The organism is Subtercola boreus, assembly GCF_003399625.1.
Classification (GTDB): Bacteria; Actinomycetota; Actinomycetes; order Actinomycetales; family Microbacteriaceae; genus Subtercola; species Subtercola boreus_C.
In genome coordinates this window covers 1-17052 of record NZ_NBXA01000034.1, presented here as the reverse complement: position 1 = coordinate 17052, position 17052 = coordinate 1, and the positions used below count along the sequence as shown (strand labels likewise).

At 66.8% G+C, this 17052-nt stretch carries 14 protein-coding genes; 8 read left to right on the top strand and 6 right to left on the bottom strand.

Annotated elements, in window-relative coordinates; genetic code table 11:
* Positions 1 to 64 precede the first annotated feature (64 nt).
* Genes B7R21_RS17525 through B7R21_RS17510 form a run of 4 tightly spaced genes read left to right on the top strand, consistent with a single transcriptional unit; the run spans position 65 to position 5736 of the window.
* Entirely contained in the window at positions 65 to 1561 is a 1497-nt protein-coding gene (locus B7R21_RS17525; RefSeq protein WP_147305944.1) for a PucR family transcriptional regulator, read from the top strand.
* Positions 1558 to 2937, top strand: coding sequence for an NAD-dependent succinate-semialdehyde dehydrogenase (locus B7R21_RS17520; protein ID WP_116284552.1), 1380 nt, complete (start codon positions 1558 to 1560; stop codon positions 2935 to 2937). The genes B7R21_RS17525 and B7R21_RS17520 overlap by 4 nt, the downstream gene beginning before the upstream one ends.
* Positions 2938 to 2968: 31 nt before the next feature.
* The gene (locus B7R21_RS17515; RefSeq protein WP_116284551.1) at positions 2969 to 4006 is read left to right on the top strand and encodes an agmatine deiminase family protein; all 1038 of its coding nucleotides are present in this window, start codon (positions 2969 to 2971) and stop codon (positions 4004 to 4006) included.
* Positions 4003 to 5736 (top strand): amidase, encoded by a 1734-nt coding sequence (locus B7R21_RS17510; RefSeq protein ID WP_116284550.1) that lies wholly within the window; start codon positions 4003 to 4005, stop codon positions 5734 to 5736. The genes B7R21_RS17515 and B7R21_RS17510 overlap by 4 nt, the downstream gene beginning before the upstream one ends.
* Before the next feature lie 15 nt (positions 5737 to 5751).
* Here the strand turns inward: B7R21_RS17510 and B7R21_RS17505 are convergent, their stop codons facing one another.
* The 5 genes from B7R21_RS17505 to B7R21_RS17485 all read right to left on the bottom strand — a co-directional run bounded on the left by B7R21_RS17505 (position 5752) and on the right by B7R21_RS17485 (position 10610).
* The gene (locus B7R21_RS17505; RefSeq protein WP_116284549.1) at positions 5752 to 7311 is read right to left on the bottom strand and encodes a gamma-glutamyltransferase family protein; all 1560 of its coding nucleotides are present in this window, start codon (positions 7309 to 7311) and stop codon (positions 5752 to 5754) included.
* Between the two features lie 61 nt (positions 7312 to 7372).
* Positions 7373 to 8146 carry an amino acid ABC transporter ATP-binding protein gene (locus tag B7R21_RS17500; RefSeq protein ID WP_116284548.1) on the bottom strand — a complete coding sequence of 258 codons (774 nt, stop codon included), beginning with the start codon at positions 8144 to 8146 and terminating at the stop codon, positions 7373 to 7375.
* Positions 8143 to 8943: an amino acid ABC transporter permease gene (locus B7R21_RS17495; protein ID WP_116284547.1), complete on the bottom strand. Its 801-nt coding sequence runs from the start codon at positions 8941 to 8943 to the stop codon at positions 8143 to 8145. The genes B7R21_RS17500 and B7R21_RS17495 overlap by 4 nt, the downstream gene beginning before the upstream one ends.
* 2 nt (positions 8944 to 8945) lie before the next feature.
* Complete coding sequence (locus B7R21_RS17490) at positions 8946 to 9815, bottom strand: ABC transporter substrate-binding protein (RefSeq protein WP_116284546.1); 870 nt, start codon at positions 9813 to 9815, stop codon at positions 8946 to 8948.
* 159 nt (positions 9816 to 9974) lie between these two features.
* The gene (locus tag B7R21_RS17485; protein WP_216364298.1) at positions 9975 to 10610 is read right to left on the bottom strand and encodes a TetR/AcrR family transcriptional regulator; all 636 of its coding nucleotides are present in this window, start codon (positions 10608 to 10610) and stop codon (positions 9975 to 9977) included.
* A 197-nt stretch (positions 10611 to 10807) separates the two neighbouring features.
* Between B7R21_RS17485 and gabT the strand changes: the two genes are divergently transcribed.
* From gabT to B7R21_RS17470, 3 genes are read left to right on the top strand one after another with little or no spacing between them, the layout of a single operon-like run.
* The gene (gabT, locus tag B7R21_RS17480) at positions 10808 to 12172 is read left to right on the top strand and encodes a 4-aminobutyrate--2-oxoglutarate transaminase (RefSeq protein WP_116284544.1); all 1365 of its coding nucleotides are present in this window, start codon (positions 10808 to 10810) and stop codon (positions 12170 to 12172) included.
* Positions 12169 to 13449, top strand: coding sequence for a Glu/Leu/Phe/Val family dehydrogenase (locus tag B7R21_RS17475; RefSeq protein ID WP_116284543.1), 1281 nt, complete (start codon positions 12169 to 12171; stop codon positions 13447 to 13449). The genes gabT and B7R21_RS17475 overlap by 4 nt, the downstream gene beginning before the upstream one ends.
* Positions 13450 to 13481: 32 nt before the next feature.
* Complete coding sequence (locus B7R21_RS17470) at positions 13482 to 14957, top strand: NAD-dependent succinate-semialdehyde dehydrogenase (RefSeq protein WP_116284542.1); 1476 nt, start codon at positions 13482 to 13484, stop codon at positions 14955 to 14957.
* Here the strand turns inward: B7R21_RS17470 and B7R21_RS17465 are convergent.
* Entirely contained in the window at positions 14932 to 16059 is a 1128-nt protein-coding gene (locus B7R21_RS17465) for an oxygenase MpaB family protein (protein WP_116284541.1), read from the bottom strand. The genes B7R21_RS17470 and B7R21_RS17465 overlap by 26 nt on opposite strands.
* A 131-nt stretch (positions 16060 to 16190) precedes the next feature.
* On the opposite strand from B7R21_RS17465, the gene B7R21_RS17460 reads away from it, so the two are divergent.
* On the top strand, positions 16191 to 16829 hold the full coding sequence (locus B7R21_RS17460; protein WP_116284540.1) for a TetR/AcrR family transcriptional regulator: 639 nt from the start codon (positions 16191 to 16193) through the stop codon (positions 16827 to 16829).
* Positions 16830 to 17052: the final 223 nt, after the last annotated feature.

The window sequence follows — 17052 nt, the reverse complement described above, 5'->3', positions numbered from 1 at the left end:
ATTCCGAACCGAACGTGCCGAATCGGCGGATGCGGACGGGGGCCCCGTGGTGGACCATCGGGTCATGAACGTCAGTCGGTTGGTGGGCCACGCGCCACTGGGGATCACGCCGCTGACCGAGCTCTACACCGACACCCCCATCGGCTGGGTGCATTCATCCGACCTCGACGACCCGAGCCCCTTCCTCGAGGCGGGCCAGATGCTGTTGACCACCGGGCGTCAGTTCGGTTCGTTCACCTCGGCTGAAGACTACGAACGCTACGTCGGCCGTCTGCAGAACGTCGGCGTGGTGGCCCTCGGCTTCGGAACCGAGGTCGTGCGATCGGGCACCCCTGCCGAACTCCACCGCGCGTGCACCGACGCTCACCTGACGCTCGTGCAGGTGCCCTACGCGACCCCGTTCATCGCGGTGAGCAAGTTCGTCGCCGACGGTATCGCCGCGGCGGCCCGCGAACAGCTCGAGTGGGCACTGTCGACCCAGGACAGCATCTCGAAGGCCGTTCTCGGCTCGGGAGGGCTGGTGGCAGCAGTTCGGGCATCAGCCCTCGCGATCGGTTGCGACCTCGCAATTCTCGACCCCGACGGCCGCATCGTGCACGGTTCCGTCTCCGGTGGTGTGGATGCCCACGCCCTCCGACTGCTCACCCGGGGGGTGCGGGCGAGGGATCGTGGAGAAGGGCCGGCAGGCTTCTGGGCGGCCCACACCCTGGGGGCGTCGGGTCGCCTGCTCGGCGCTCTCGTCGTCACGCGGCCCGCGCCGCTCAGCGAGCCGGAATGCTCCGTTCTCACCATGTTGAGCGCCCTCACCGAACTGTCGCTCGAACATGCAGCCGACGAGCGACTGGGTTTCCGGTCCGTCGCCCAGCGGCTCTTCGAACTCCTGGTCGACGGTCGCACCGAGGTTGTGCGTGGTGCTCTGGCGCCGCACCGCGTGCGACTGCCGGAGGAGCCGTTCGATGTGGTCGTCCTGCCCCTTCGCGGACTGCCGCCCCAGGTGCGGGATTCCATCGAACGGTTGGCGGTCAGGGGCGAGCGGCTCTTCACCCTGGAATACCGCTCCGACCTGGTCGTTCTGGTGGACCGGCGCCACACCGAAATGGTGACGACCCGCCTCAGGCAGGCACGCCTCGGCGCTGGACTGGCCGGCGCCGAACGGTGGACGCAGTTGTCCGATGCCCTGGGGCAGGCCGCTGTCGCGTCGGCGGAAGCGTCACCGGAGAGCATCCTGACGTTCACCGAACTCACCTCGAAGTCGATCCTGGGTCTGCTCGCCGAATCCCGGGTGTCGGAGATCGCGCGGCTGTCTCTCGCGAGCACCCTCCGTTCGCCGGAGGGAGACGACCTGCTCCGCGAAGCGGCCGTCTGGCTCCACCACAACGGTGCGTGGGAGCCTGCGGCACGCGCGCTCACCCTGCACCGCCACACGCTGAAACAACACATGGCAGCTCTCTCCGAGCTGTCCGGTCTCGATCTCGAGACGTTCCACGGACGGGCCGTGCTCTGGGCGCTGCTCGGTTCGACGGGCAACACCGCACTGACCGACAAGAAAGAGACCGAATGACCCTCTACACCGTCACCGACCCGGCATCGGGCAACATCGTCGCCGAGTACCCCACCATCACCGACGCTGAGCTGCAGGAGGCCATCCGGGCGGCCTCGCATGCACAGACCACCTGGTCACGTCGTGTGCCGGTCAGTGAGCGTGCGGCGCTCATCAGGCGGGTGGCCGAGCTGCACCTCGAGCAGCGCGAATCCCTCGCCCGGATCGCCGTGCGGGAGATGGGCAAGCCGCTCGACCAGGCACTGGGCGAGGTCGACTTCGCCGCCGCGATCTACGAGTACTACGCCGACCACGGGGAGGAATTCCTCGCCGACGAACCGATCGCTCTCGCCTCCGGAACGGGTTCGGCGTTCGTTCGACGGGTGGGCCTGGGTGCGCTCCTCGGAATCATGCCCTGGAACTTCCCCCTCTACCAGGTCGCACGGTTCGCCGGCCCCAACATCGTGGCGGGCAACTCGATTCTGTTGAAGCCGGCACCGCAGTGCCCCGAATCGTCGATCGCGATCGCGCAGATCTTCGCCGACGCCGCCGCCCAGCAGGGCGCGGACCGACACGTCTACGTCAACATCCTCGCCTCCAACGAGCAGGTCGAGACCGTGATCAGTGATGCGCGCGTGCAGGGTGTCTCGGTCACCGGATCGGAGCGCGCCGGCGCGGCCGTCGCCGAGATCGCGGGAAGACACCTGAAGAAGGTGGTGCTCGAGCTCGGCGGGTCGGACCCGTTCATCCTGTTGTCGACCGATGATCTGGATGCCGCGGTGAACGACGCGGTGAGCGCGCGGCTCGACAACAATGGCCAGTCCTGCAACGGCGCGAAGCGGTTCATCGTCATCGACGATCTCTTCGAGGAGTTCGTCTCGAAGTTCACCGCGGGGCTGGCCGCCGCCCAGCCGGCAGACCCCCTCGCTGAGGGCACCCTGCTCGGCCCGCTGTCATCGGAGGCGGCGACACGGCGGCTCACCGAACAGCTCGGCCGGGCCGAACAGCAGGGTGCCACCCTGCGTCTCGCCGGGGAGCCGCGCGGTAACTTCTTCCCGCCCGCCGTGCTCACCGATGTCACCTCCGGGATGGATGCCTACCGGGAGGAGTTCTTCGGCCCGGTCGCGGCGCTCTACCGCGTCTCGACGGAACAGGAGGCCGTCGAACTCGCCAACGACACGCCGTTCGGTCTGGGCTCCTACGTGTACACGACCGACGCCGAGCAGGCGCTTCGGGTCGCGGACTCGATCGACGCCGGGATGGTCTGGATCAACCTCGTTCTCGGCGACGCGGCCGAACTTCCGTTCGGCGGGGTGAAGCGGTCGGGATCCGGTCGCGAACTGGGTCGCTACGCGATGGAGGAGTTCATCAACAAGAAACTGGTGCGGATCGCATGATCGCCTCCGGGCCGAGAGGAAGCAGTCGACGATGAACTGGCAGATGCCCGCTGAGAGTGTGCGCCATGACAGAACCTGGATGGCGTTCCCGAGGGAGGGCCAGACGCTCGGTGACACGGTCGCCGAGCGGGAGGCCGGCTATGAGGCCTGGGCGGCGGTGGCGAACACCGTCGCCCAGTTCGAGTCGGTCTCGATCCTTGTCGACCCGACCGAGAGCAGCCGGGCCCGTCGGCTGCTCGACGGAGCGATCACGCAGCACGAGGCCCCGATCGACGAATTCTGGCTGCGGGACTCCGGGCCGACGTTCGTGACGGACTCCGCGCGCCCGGGTGTTCTCGGCGCGGTCGACTGGATCTTCAACGGGTGGGGCGACCCCGAGTGGTCGGACTGGGAGAAGGCCGCCCAGCATGCACGACTGGTCGCCGACCTGACAGGGGCGGAGGTCGTCAGCTCGCTGATGGTGAACGAGGGCGGCGGTATCCACGTCGACGGGGAGGGGACTGTGCTCGCCACGCAGACGGTGCAGCTCGACCCCCGGAGGAACCCTTACGCAGACCGCCGACGGATCGAGGACGAACTCGAACGCACCATCGGCGCGACCCGCACGGTCTGGCTTCCTCGGGGGCTGACGCGCGACTACGACGACTTCGGCACCAAGGGCCACGTCGACATCGTCGCCGCGATCCCCACCCCCGGCACGATGCTTTTGCACGCCCAGCCCGACTCAGCGCATCCGGACCATGAGGTGATGAAGGGCATCCGCGAAGCCATTTCCCAGCAGAGCGATGCGGCCGGTCGGCAGTTCACGGTCGTCGAGGTGCCCGCACCGGCCGTTCTCCGCGATGCCCATGGATATGTCGACTACAGCTACATCAACCATCTGGTGGTCAACGGGGGCGTCATCGCCTGCGGTTTCGGTGATGAGACGGCCGATACGCGGGCGGCCCGCATTCTGCAGGACGCCTACCCGGGCAGGGAGGTCGTGACGGTGGATGCCCGTGAGCTCTTCGCCCGCGGCGGAGGCATCCACTGCATCACCCAGCAGCAGCCCGCTGTGGGGCCGAGATGAGCATCGACGTCACAGAGGCCCCCATCGCTGCGCTGAGGCATGCCCTCGAATCGGGGGATGCGACCAGCGTCGGTCTCGTCGAGGCGTACCTCGCGCGCATCGCCGCCTACGATCGTGGCGGTCCGCGCCTGAACAGTATCGTCGTGCCGAATCCCGACGCTCTCGACGAAGCACGGGCCGCTGATGCGCGGCGGCGCGGCGGCTCCGTTCTCGGGCCGCTCGACGGCATCCCCTACACAGCGAAGGACAGCTACCTGGTCACGGGTCTGACCGCGGCCGCCGGGAGCCCTGCGTTCGCAGGACTCACAGCCACCCGCGACGCCTTCGCCATCGAACGGCTCCGGGATGCGGGGGCGATCTGCCTCGGGCTCACCAATATGCCGCCGATGGCCGCCGGTGGGATGCAGCGCGGACTGTACGGCCGTGCCGAGAGCCCCTACAACCCGGAGTTCCTGACGGCCGCGTTCGCGTCGGGCTCGTCCAACGGCTCGGGTACGGCTACCGCGGCGAGTTTCGCCTCCTTCGGTCTGGGGGAGGAGACCTGGTCAAGCGGCAGGGCCCCGGCGTCGAACAACGCGCTGTGCGCCTACACGCCGTCCCGTGGACTGATCTCGTTGCGGGGGAACTGGCCGCTGGTGCCGACGATGGATGTCGTCGTGCCGCACACCCGGACGCTGGCGGATCTGTTCGAGGTGCTCGATGTGATCGTCGTCGACGACGACGAGGTGCGCGGCGACTTCTGGCGGGCACAACCGTGGGTCGCGCTGCCGTCGGCCTCGAGCATCCGCCCGGCGTCGTTCCGGGCGCTGGAGCCGGCCGGGCCCGACGAGGCGCGTGCCGTGCTCGCCGGGCTGCGGTTCGGGGTGCCCCGGATGTACCTCGGCACCGACTCAGAGGCAGGCTCGGGCGGAACGATCGGCGGGCCCACCGGGAGCCGGATCGAGCCCCGGCCGAGCAGCCTGCGCCTGTTCGAACAGGCTCGTGCCGCGCTCGAAGAGGCCGGTGCGACGGTCGTCGAGGTGGACTTCCCGGCGGTCACGAACTACGAGGGCGACCGCGCGGGCGCGCCGACGATCGGCACGCGGGGGCTCGTGACCGAAGCCTTTCTGGCACGGGAGATCCTCGACCTCTCCGCCTGGGCGTGGGAGGACTTCCTGAACGCGAACGGGGATCCCGCCCTCCACTCCCTCGCCGCGGTGGATGGTCGGCAGATCTTCCCCCCGCCGCCCGGTGCCCTGCCGGACCGGTACGAGGGCTTCGACGACGACCTGCCGGCGTATCCCGACTTCGTGCGGACGCACCCGCACGGCGACTTCACCGACATCCCCGAGATCGAGAACGGAGCACGGGGGCTGGAGGAGACCCGGCGACTCGACGTCGACCAGTGGCTCGAGAGCCTCGATCTGGCCGCAGTGATCTTTCCTGCGGTGGCGGATGTCGGCAGAGCGGACATGGATGTGAACGCCGACTCTGCCGCCGCCGGGTGGCGGAACGGTGTCTGGGTGGCCAACGGCAACCTCGCGATTCGGCACCTCGGCATCCCGACCGTCACCGTTCCGATGGGGCTGATGAGCGACATCCGGATGCCCGTCGGGCTCACCTTCGCGGGTGCGGCCTACTCCGATGTCGAGTTGCTCCGGGTCGCGGCGGCATTCGAGCAGCTGTGTCCGTTGCGTCACTCACCGCCCCTCACGCCCCCGCTCGCGCCGCAGGGACCGCCGGCGGCGTGAGCGGCGGCGGTTCAGTCAGGCCGAAGTTGTAGCCGAGGCCGACGCCGAACCGTCGGAACGGGGATCGCTGCCCGCATCGAAGTCGCCGTTCGGGGCCACCAGGATGAGGTTGGCGTGCCCGACGACCTCGCTTCTGGCGTGCGTCGGCCGCACGTCGAGACCGGTCGTCGTGAGGGAGCGTTCTGCCTCGTCCGACAGGTCGGCTTCGAGGTACACCGTCGTCGACGAGTCGCCGTCCTGTTGGGCTCCGACGATCGCCCGGGGCGCGGAGACCGCTTCGGCTGCAGATGCGCCCGCTGCGGCACGCAGAAGCACCTGGGCATGGATCTGGGGCTGCCCCTGCCCGCCCATGGTCGCCGAGACGGCTCGCAACCGTTCGCCTTCGGTGACGATGACCGGCATCAGGGTGTGCGGGGGCCGCCTCCCGGGTGCGAGAAGGTTCGCAGAACCCGGTCGCAGCGAGAAACTCGTGCCGCGGTTGTGCAGCAGGATCCCCGTGGCCGGCTCGAGTACTCCCGAACCGAACGCGTGGTAGACGCTCTGGATGAGCGACACCGACCAGCCCTCGGCATCTGCCGCGGCGATTCCCACCGTGTCACCCCGCGGGCGTTCGAAGCCTGCGCCGACGACGGTCGGAGCGCCGCTGCCAGACGCCGGCGACGTCTGGAGGTCGAGTTCTCCTGATCGGGGGTCGCCGAGTTGCTCGTCGCGGATGTCGTTCGCCGCCTTGAAGAGCAGCATCAGCTGGCCGAGACCGGCGCCGAGCGGGTCTTCGACCGGTAGCGCCTGCACCTGTTCCAGCACCCGGAGGAGCGCGAAGCCCTGCGAATTCGGGGGGCTCGTGTGCACCCGCCACGAGCCGAAGGCGGTGGAGATCGCTTCGACGATCTCCGGGCGGAACAGCAGCAGATCCGGTGCGGTGATCGCCGACCCGAGTGCGGCCAGTCCGGTGAGGAAGTCGTCGCTCACCGAGCCTTCGTAGAAGGCGTCGGCGCCTTCGGCCTGCAGAGTGGCCAGAGTCCTGGCGAGTGCGGGCTGCACAAGGGTCTCTCCCTCGGTGGGGAACCGGCCGCCGCGCTGGAAGACATCGGTGAACCCGGAGTCGGACACGATCGACTCGGCCTCCGTGACGAAGGCGTCGGCGAGCGACCGGGAGACCGGGAACCCTTCGGCTGCGGCGATCGCCTGATCGAAGATCTCCGACCAGGGCCTGTTCGACGCCATCCGGTGAAGGGTGTCCCATCCCCGCAGGGCACCGGGTACAGTGACCGTGCTGATCCCCCGGTAGGGGAGCTCTCCGCCGTGCTGCCGTCTCAGATCCTCGGCGTCGACGAGGTGCGGAGCGGGCCCGGAGGCGTTGATGCACCGCACGACGCCGTCAGGGCTTCGGACGAGCGCGATGAGATCTCCGCCGATGCTGACGTTCTGGGGGTAGACGACGCAGAGCACGGCGGCGGCGGCCAGGGCCGCATCGATGGCGGACCCACCGCGTTCGTAGGCCTGCTCACCCGCTCGGGTGGCCAGGGAATGGGGAGTGGCGATGGCACCGCCGCCGGGGCGGGATGGTTCTGTCATGGTGGTGTGGTGCTTTCTGGGCCGGTGCGCTGAAGGGCATCCGGGTGACCCCATTGTCAGTTCAGAGGATTTTGGAGAGGAACGCCTGGGTGCGGACATGCTGCGGATTGGCGAAGAGGGCGGCGGGAGGCGCGATCTCGACGACCTTGCCCGCATCCATGACGACCACTCGGTCGGCGACCTCGCGGGCGAAACCCATTTCGTGGGTGACGACGACCATCGTCATGTGGTCCGCGGCGAGTTCCCGCATCACGTCGAGCACTTCGCCCACCATCTCGGGGTCGAGCGCACTGGTCGGTTCGTCGAAGAGCATGAGCTGAGGCTTCATGGCCAGCGCACGGGCGATGGCCACCCTCTGCTGTTGGCCTCCCGAGAGCTTGTTCGGGCGCGAATCGGCTTTGTCGGCCAGCCCGACCCGGGCCAGCAGTGCCTCGGCCTGCGGGATGGCGATGCTCCGTGGGGTCTTTCTGACGCGCACGGGGGCATGCCAGACGTTCTCGAGAGCCGTCATGTGCGGAAAGAGGTTGAAGTGCTGGAAGACGAAACCGATCTCCTGACGACGTTTCGTCAGGATCCGGCGCGGCAGATCCCTTCGGGCTCCCGTGCTGTCGACGCGGTAGCCCATGGGCTCCCCGGCGACCAGGAGGTCTCCACCGTCGATGGTCTCGAGCCCGTTCATGGTTCGCAGGAGCGTCGTCTTGCCGGCGCCCGACGGGCCGACGAGAACGACGACCTCGCCCGGTGCCACGTCGAGGGACACGCCATCCAGGACCCGGCGACCTCCGAGGGTGCAGGTGAGGTCTCTGGCAGTCACGATGGCCGGCGCGGCGGTCATACGAGGTCTCCGATCGGTGAGGAGGTGGGCTGCAGGGTTGCTCCGCGCCGGCCGCCGAACAGGCGCTGCCAGGAGGAGACTTTTGCGTCGATCCCGACGGCCGCGTTCAGGCGGCGCTCGATCATCGCCTGGATGATCGTCCAGATCGTCGTCAGCGCGAGATAGTAGAGCGCCACGGCAGCGAAGATCTCGAAGGTCTTGAAGCTCGCCGCGCTGATGCTCTGAGCGACGAGGAACATCTCCGACACCCCGATGATGCTGAGGATGGAGGTGCTCTTCATGAGCCCGTTGAACGAGTTCCCGAGAGGAGGGACCATCAGGCGGAGAGCCTGCGGCAGGATGATCCACCGCATTGCCGAGAGACCGGACATGCCGAGCGTGGCGGCCGCCTCGTGCTGACCGACAGGCACGGAATCCAGACCGGCCCGGATGATCTCGGAGATGTAGGCGCTCTCGTTGATGATCAGACCGACGATCGCCGCCTGCACGGCGGCTTTGATCAGGATGCCCCCGATCTCTCCGTCCTGGAAGCGGACGACGTTCGCTGCGGCCAACCCGGTGTAGATGATCACCAACTGCACGAGGAGGGGCGTGCCGCGGATCAGCCAGATGTAGAAGCTCGCCACGACTCGGAGCGGGGTGATCTCCGACCGCCGCATCAGCGCGATCAGCAGTCCGACGACCAGCGCTCCGGCCATCGCGACGATCGAGACGATCACGGTGAGGGCCAGTCCCTGCAGGAAGGGCCCCGACGGGGTGAAGAGGTTCTTGAAGAAGAACGACCAGTCGAAGCTCATGATCAGCCCTGGGTCTTCAGGGCCACCGACGACTGGCCCCAGGTGTCGAGGATCTTCGCGTAGTCGCCGCTTGCGACCATGTCGGTGAAGGCGAGCTGGATCCCGTCGTGGAGTGCCTTGTCGTCTTTGCGCGTCGCGGCACCGATCGTGGCCGGGGAGGTCGGTTCGCCGACGATCGAGATTCCGGCCGTGCCCTGCTTCTGGTAGTAGCCGATCAGTTCGGCTGCATCGATGTAGGCGTCGATCTGGCCGTTGGCGAGCTGCTGGAAGCCGATCGTCGCCTGGTTGTTCGTCGAGATGTCGACGGTCTGCTTGCCTTCACCCGAGCACTTGGTCGACTGGTCTTCGGCGAGCGACTGGGCCGTCGTGCCGACGGTCACCATGACCTTCTTGCCGCAGAGCGAGTCGTCGAGCCCGGTCACGCCCGTGTTCGATCCGTCTTTGACGGCGACGCCGACGGCCGAGGTCAGGTACGGAACGAAGTCGACGACCTCCTCGCGTGCGGGCTTGATGTACAGCGTGGCCATGATGGCGTCGCACTGTGAAGCCTGCAGGCTCGGGATGAGCGCGGCGAAGTCGACCGTGACGAAATCGGGTTTGAGGCCGAGGCGCTCGGCTATGCCCTTTGCCATGTCGATCTCGCTGCCGACGAGTGCTCCACTTGCGTCGGTGGAGATGTTGGGCGGGGAACCGAGGTTCGTGGTGCAGTAGGTGAGGGTTCCAGGGGATCGAAGGGCAGAGGGTTCGACGGTGGCGACCGGTGCCACAGTCGAAGCGGTTGTCGGAGCGCTGTCGGTGGCGCACCCCGACAGGGTGAGGGCGACGGCGGCCGAAAGGGTGGCCGCAGCGAGAACGTGCAGTTTTATGGGCATGAAAATCTCCGTTGATACTCGGTGCTCACGGCCGGGAGGGCCGGAAAGCAGTCTATCGATGGATAGGGAACGTGTCTATCAATTGATAGAGGATCCGTGTATCGGTCGTGTTTCGCCGTGATTTCGGCGCGGAGTCATTTCGTCGGGCGGAGCCCCGCGTCAGCGCTCCGACTGCTCCCCGAGGAGTTCGGCGGCCGTTCGCCGAACATCTGCCAGCGTCGAGGGGTCGACGAGGATGGCACGGAGGATGAAGTCCGCCACCTGGAGTGGCCACTTCGACACCGGAGCATCCCGGTTGATCTCCCGCTTGCGCATCCCTTCGAACTGCAGGCCGTTCACCGCTCCCTGCACGAAGTCGACATCGATCGCCTGGAACTCGTGAGCTTCGATCCCCCGCTCGACCAGGTGGCGGATGTTCGCGTGCTGCTGTTCGATCGCCTGGCGCTGAGGCGCGAATTCCGGCTCGCTGAAGACGGCGTCACCGTAGTAGCCCCGGGCGTCGTAGGGCAGTGTGAGATAGTCCCTCGACGTGACCGCGAGGAAGAAGTGAAAACGCTCGGCGTGACCGACATCCAATGCCATCGCCTCGTCGAAGCGCTCCGCATCCTGGGCGAGGTCGGCGTCGATGAGTTCACTCAGGATGAGGTGTTTCGAGCCGAAATGGTAGAACAGCGACGGCTGGCGGATGCCGACGGACTCCGCGATGTCCCGGGTGGAAGTGCCGTGGTAGCCCCGTTGTCCGAACAGCCTGGCAGCGTGAAGGAGAATCTGCCCTTTCGTGCCGATGTCTGCCATTCGTCCACTGTATCGCCCCCGATACTCGGGAGCAGGGGGGTGCGAATTCCGGCGTCCTGGCCGGCTGGTGGCCTCTCCTCCCGACAGGTGCCACAGTGGCGCCGGCATCCGGAAGCGAAGCCACTCCGGCACTGGCTGGGGCACTGGATGCCCGTCAGGCTGGAGGCAGTCCCGCACCCCTAGCCGATTGGACAACGATGACCTCGCCTGCACCCGTAGCCCCGCCCGTTCCCGTGGGAGGCCCCACGCTCCGGCAGGAACGCCGTCTCGTGACAGCGATCCCCGGTCCCCGGTCGGTCGAACTGCACGCCCGAAAGTCTGCGGCTGTCGCCCGTGGTGTCGGTATCACCCTGCCCGTCTACGTGCAGGCCGCAGGCGGGGGAGTCGTGCTCGACGTCGACGGGAACACCCTGATCGACTTCGGTTCCGGAATCGCCGTGACAGGCGTCGGCAATGCAGCGCCCGACGTGGTCGAAGCCGTCACCGCGCAGGTCGCGCAGTTCACGCACACCTGCTTCACGATCACGGGGTACGAAGGCTACGTCGAGGTCGCCGAGCTGCTCAATGACCTCACCCCGGGAGAGCACGAGAAGCGGACCGCCCTGTTCAACTCCGGCGCTGAGGCGGTGGAGAACGCCGTCAAGATCGCCCGGCACTACACAGGGCGACAGGCCGTCGTCGCCTTCGACCACGCCTACCACGGCCGGACCAACCTGACGATGGCCCTCACGGCGAAGTCCATGCCCTACAAGAGCGGATTCGGCCCGTTCGCCCCCGAGGTGTACCGCTCGGCGCTCTCGTACCCGTTCAGAGACGGAGGCCTCCCCGGCCCCGAAGCCGCGCGCCGCGCGATCAGCCAGATCGAGAAGCAGATCGGCGCGTCGAACGTCGCCGCACTCGTCATCGAACCCATCCAGGGCGAGGGCGGGTTCATCGTGCCGGCGCCGGGTTTCCTCGAGGCGCTCGCGGACTGGTCGCGCGCCCAGGGTGTGGTGTTCATCGTCGACGAGGTGCAGACCGGTTTCGCGCGGACGGGTGCACTGTTCGCCTCGGAGCACGAGGGAGTGGTGCCCGACCTGATCGTGACCGCCAAGGGCATCGCCGGAGGGCTCCCTCTCTCTGCCGTCACCGGACGGGCGGAGATCATGGACTCGGCGCACGTCGGCGGGCTCGGCGGCACCTACGGAGGAAACCCGATCGCCTGCGCGGCGGCCGTCGCGACGATCCGCAGCTACCAGAACGACGGCCTCATCGAGCGCGCCCGGCAGATCGAGACCGTCCTGCGACGAGGACTCGAGAGCCTGCAGGCATCCGACGCCCGGATCGGCGACGTGCGGGGCAGAGGCGCCATGATGGCGATCGAGCTCGTCGATCCGTCGACCGCCGAACCCGATCCGGCGCTCACGGCACGGGTCAGCGCTCTGGCGCATGCGCAGGGGGTCATCCTGCTGACCTGCGGTACCTACGGCAACGTGATCCGGTTCCTGCCTCCCCTGACCATCTCTGACGACCTCCTGCTCGATGGCCTGGCCGTCGTGCGCGACGCTCTGGCCGCCTCATGAGTTCGATCCCCGGCGCTGTCGCCGTGCTGCCCGAGCGCACCTCGGTGCTCGAAGACGCGCACGCCCAGCTCGCCGTCGCCGTGGCGGATCTCGGTTACGACTCCGGCACCCACGCCATGTTGAAACAGTCGCGCCGGGAACTGACCGTGAGCATCCCGCTCCGCCGGGACGACGGCAGCACCGAGGTGCTCACCGGCTATCGGGTGCAGCACAACATCTCGCGGGGTCCTGCGAAGGGCGGCCTGCGGTACAGCCCGCACGTCACTCTCGACGAAGTTCGGGCGCTGGCGATGTGGATGACCTGGAAGTGCGCGCTGCTCGACGTGCCCTACGGCGGCGCGAAGGGTGGTGTCACCGTCGATCCGCGCACGTACAGCACCCTCGAACTGGAACGGATCACCCGTCGCTACACCAGCGAGATCCTTCCGATCATCGGGCCCCACCAGGACATCCCCGCGCCCGATGTCGGCACCGACGAACAGACCATGGCCTGGATGATGGACACCTATTCGGTCAGCCAGGGCCACACCGTTCCCGGGGTCGTCACCGGGAAGCCGCTCAGCCTCGGCGGGTCGCTCGGCCGAGCCAGCGCGACGTCACGCGGGGTGGTTCACATCGCGAGGGCAGCTCTTTTGTCTGTGGGTATCGATATGCCGGGATCGACAGCTGCGGTGCAGGGCTTCGGCAAAGTGGGCCGTGACGCGGCGCACTTCCTGGCCGATGACGGTTCACAGGTCATCGCCGTCAGCGACCAATTCGGTGCGATCCACAATCCGTCGGGAATCGACATCCGTGCCCTCGGTCACCATGTCGACCGCACGGGTTCCGTCGTCGGGTTCGACGGGGCTGACGAGTTCGACTCCGACGGTCTTCTCGAACTCGAGGTCGACGTGCTCGTTCCCGCGGCGATCGAAGGGGTCATCCACTCCGGCAACGCAGAACGGCTTCGCGCCCGGGTCGTGGTCGAGGGGGCGAACGGGCCCACGTCCCGGGATGCTGACACGATTCTGCGATCGAACGGTGTCCTCGTCGCTCCCGACATCCTGGCCAACGCCGGGGGAGTGATTGTGTCGTACTTCGAGTGGGCGCAGGCCAACCAGTCCTACCGTTGGGAGGCTCGCGACGTCGAGGCTCGACTCGAGGAGCGGATGCTCGCTGCCTGGAGGTCGGTGAGCGATCACGCCCACACCCACGACATCACCCTTCGCGCAGCCGCGACACGCTTGGCCGTGGCCCGGGTGACCGAGGCCCACCGGCTGCGCGGACTCTACCCGTGACAGCCGCCCGCACTGACCCTGAGGAGACCCCTGTGACCCACATCACCGAATCCGCCCTGCTCGACGCCGTTCCTTCGACGCTCTTCATCGGCGGACGGTGGGAGGCGGCCGAATCGGGCAGAACTCTGGCCGTGTTCGACCCGGCCACCGGGGCGGTACTGAAACACGTGGCAGACGCTGGACCCGGCGACGGTCTTCGAGCCCTCGCCGCGGCCGCTTCTGCAGCCGATGACTGGGCTGCCACCGCGCCTCGGGTGCGCGGTGAACTGCTCCGCGGCGTGTTCGAGCTGGTTCAGAAGCGCACAGACGATATGGCCCTGCTCATGACACTCGAGATGGGCAAACCGCTCAGCGAGGCCCGGGGTGAGGTGGCGTACGGCGGCGAATTCCTGCGCTGGTTCAGCGAAGAAGCGGTGCGCATCACGGGGCGCTATGGCAGCAATCCCGAGGGAACCGGCCAGATGGTGGTCTCCCAGCGACCGGTCGGGCCGGCCTTCCTCATCACGCCGTGGAACTTCCCCCTCGCGATGGCGACCCGCAAGATCGCCCCGGCCCTCGCTGCCGGCTGCACGGTCGTCGTCAAGCCGGCCGAGCTCACCCCGCTGACGACGCTGTACCTCGCGAAGCTGTTCGAGGAGGTCGGACTGCCGGCCGGCGTCCTGAATGTGGTCACCACCTCGGCATCTGCAGCGCTCGCCGAACCGATCATCGCCGACCCGCGGCTCCGGAAGCTCAGTTTCACCGGCTCGACACCGGTGGGTCGAACCCTCATCCGACAAGCCGCTCAGAACGTGCTTCGCACCTCGATGGAACTGGGTGGGAACGCGCCGTTCATCGTCTTCGCCGACGCGGATCTCGACAAAGCCGTCGACGGGGCCGTCGCCGCGAAGTTCCGGAACATCGGCCAGGCCTGCACTGCGGCGAACCGCTTCATCGTGCACCGGTCGGTCGCCCCGGAATTCGCCCGCCGCGTGGTCGAACGTGTCGCCGAGTTCACCGTCGGGCGGGGAACGGAGCCGGAGACGACGATCGGCCCGCTCATCACCGAGAGCGCTGTCGAGAAGGTCGACGCTCTGGTTCACGACGCGGTTGCACGCGGGGCCACCCTCCTCGTCGGCGGTCGGAGACGCGCGGGTGAGGGGAGCTTCTACGAGCCGACCGTGCTGACCGGCGTGCGTGCGGGTAGCGACATCCTGCGCGAAGAGATCTTCGGGCCGGTACTGGCGATCGTCGAGTTCGATGAGGAAGCCGAGGCGGTTGCGCTGGCGAACGACACGGAATACGGGCTCGTCAGCTACGTCTTCACCGAGAACCTCGCGCGCGGCCAGCGGATGATCGACCGACTGGACACCGGGATGATGGGGCTGAACGTGGGAGTCGTCTCCAATGCCGCTGCACCCTTCGGCGGAGTCAAACAGTCGGGCCTTGGTCGAGAGGGCGGCGCGGAAGGCATCCACGAATATCTCTCGACGAAGTACACCCTCATTCCGGGCTCGACAGGGCTGTGAGAGCGTTGTGCGAAACGCCGCCAGCCAGTGCAGCCTCATGGAGGGCGCGGGCGTTGCGAATGAGGTCCACTCCATCCGGCCCCCACAGCAGACGCATCAAGCGGGCCTCGTTCTCGGGATTCTGAATCTCGCGAATGCCGGCCTCGTGCTGAGCGATGATCTCACCAGCTGAGTCGATCTGTTCCCGGCTCAGGCCCGCTGCGGCTTGGAGCTTTTCCGGAAGAACCGCGAGCATGACGTCGTGCCACTGCTCGTAGACTTCGAAGAGCGTGTCGGTGGCAAGCTTGTGCGAAGGGTCCCAGTTCGACTGAGCGACGTTTTTGTATTGCGCGATCATGTTGACCCCGGTCTCAGGATCCGCGAAGACGCTCTCCTTGAGCCCGAAGTAGGGCCAGTACCTTTCATAGAGGGCATCCAGCTCCGCCATGTTCGTGGGGATCTCGGACTCTTCGGCACCGACGAGACGCAAGTAGGCCCCGATCTCCAGGACGAATTGATCTCGCTCGGCTGGTGTCAGCGGATGAGGGGCCTCGTCGCCGTTCCAAGCCAGTTTCTCGTAGGCGCAGAGAGTCGCGTGCAATTCGGTGAGAGCTGCCCACATCGCATCGCGGGGTTCGGCAGCTGCATATCCGCCAAGCGAAAGATCATCGGGATCAATGACCGGACCCGTCACGTGACCATGGATCCTGTGGAGGTGAGTGGCCATGTTTTCCGCCGTGGAGGTGTCGCCTAGCCACATCGGCGCGTGCATTCCGGAGTTGCGCTGGAAGCGCTCGAAGAAGTCGAACATCGTAAACCTCCCATTCCGCGCCTTCCGGGAGATCGGGTCCATGTCCCGGATCCCTGCGGTGATCGGCTCGTAGAGGAACTGAACCGCCGCCTGGGCTGCGGTCTCGAAAACGATTGTCGCGGGGTGCAGAAGCACTCGCCATGCGACCGACCCCGGTCCGAAGAGACCGTAGTCGGGGGTGCCGTCGCTGTTGAGTGATTGGCCAGCTGGGATGACCTCCCCGAACCTGCGCCAACGAGATGCATCTCCGAGCATCAGCTCTTCCGTCACAATCGGAATACCTGGTCGGCCAGCGTCAATGCGTACATCCATGGATAGACTCCCTCGTCATTCGTACGATATTCGTACGTAAATAAAAAGTAGACCTGCCCACCCGCTATTGCAAGTCACTCACGGTGCTTCCGAGGGCGACGCTCGATAATGGGGGACATGATGATTGAGCGGTGGCGGTGGTAGAGCAGGAGCAGAAGCGGGCTGGACGGCCCAGAGACCCGGAAATCCGGAAGAGAGTGCTCCTGGCCGCTCAACGTGTTTACGCGCGCTCTGGTTTCAGCGGTTTCACCTTCGAAGCCGTGGCCAGAGAGGCCGCCGTTGGTAAACCTGCGATCTACAGAAGGTGGGCTTCGACAAAAGCGCTCATGGATGACGTCCTGTCGTCCCACGTTCTGGTGCCCGACAGTTCATCGCACGGCGACATCACACGGGTGCTGCGGGCGATCGCCATGTCTACACTGCGCCTCACTCACTCCGAGGAGGGTGCGTTCATCCTGCGCGTGAGTTCTGAGCGCGGCTTGCACCCAGAATTGTTCGATCAGTATTTCGACAGACTTCGGAGCGTCATCCACTTCCAGAACCGGTCGCTCGTCGTCGAGGCCGTCAACCGCGGCGAGCTCGCGGAGCACTGCAACCCAGACCTCCTCATCCAGACGATCACGGGGGCGATTCTGGTGAGCACGCTGATGGGTTTCACCTCGGCACCAGAGGAGAATCAAGACGCCGCTGCGCGGTACTGCGACGATCTGATCCGTCAGATCCTGACCGGCGTAGCGAGCGATCCACCGCCTGGCGCCTCAATGCCCTAGCGCAGGCACACAAAGGCTGCCCGCTTCAGATCGTCGAGAGAAAATCCCTTCTGTTCCCTTCGCTAGTCACGCGCTCAACGCGTTCTTCATGCTGTTGGGTCTGCCCAGAGTTCGGTTGTCATCTGATCTGTGAGATTTGATTCTCGCTGGAAGGATGTCAGTTATGGCAAAGGCATATCCGAAAGAGTTCCGTGATGACGTCGTGGCGGTGGCCCGGAAGGGC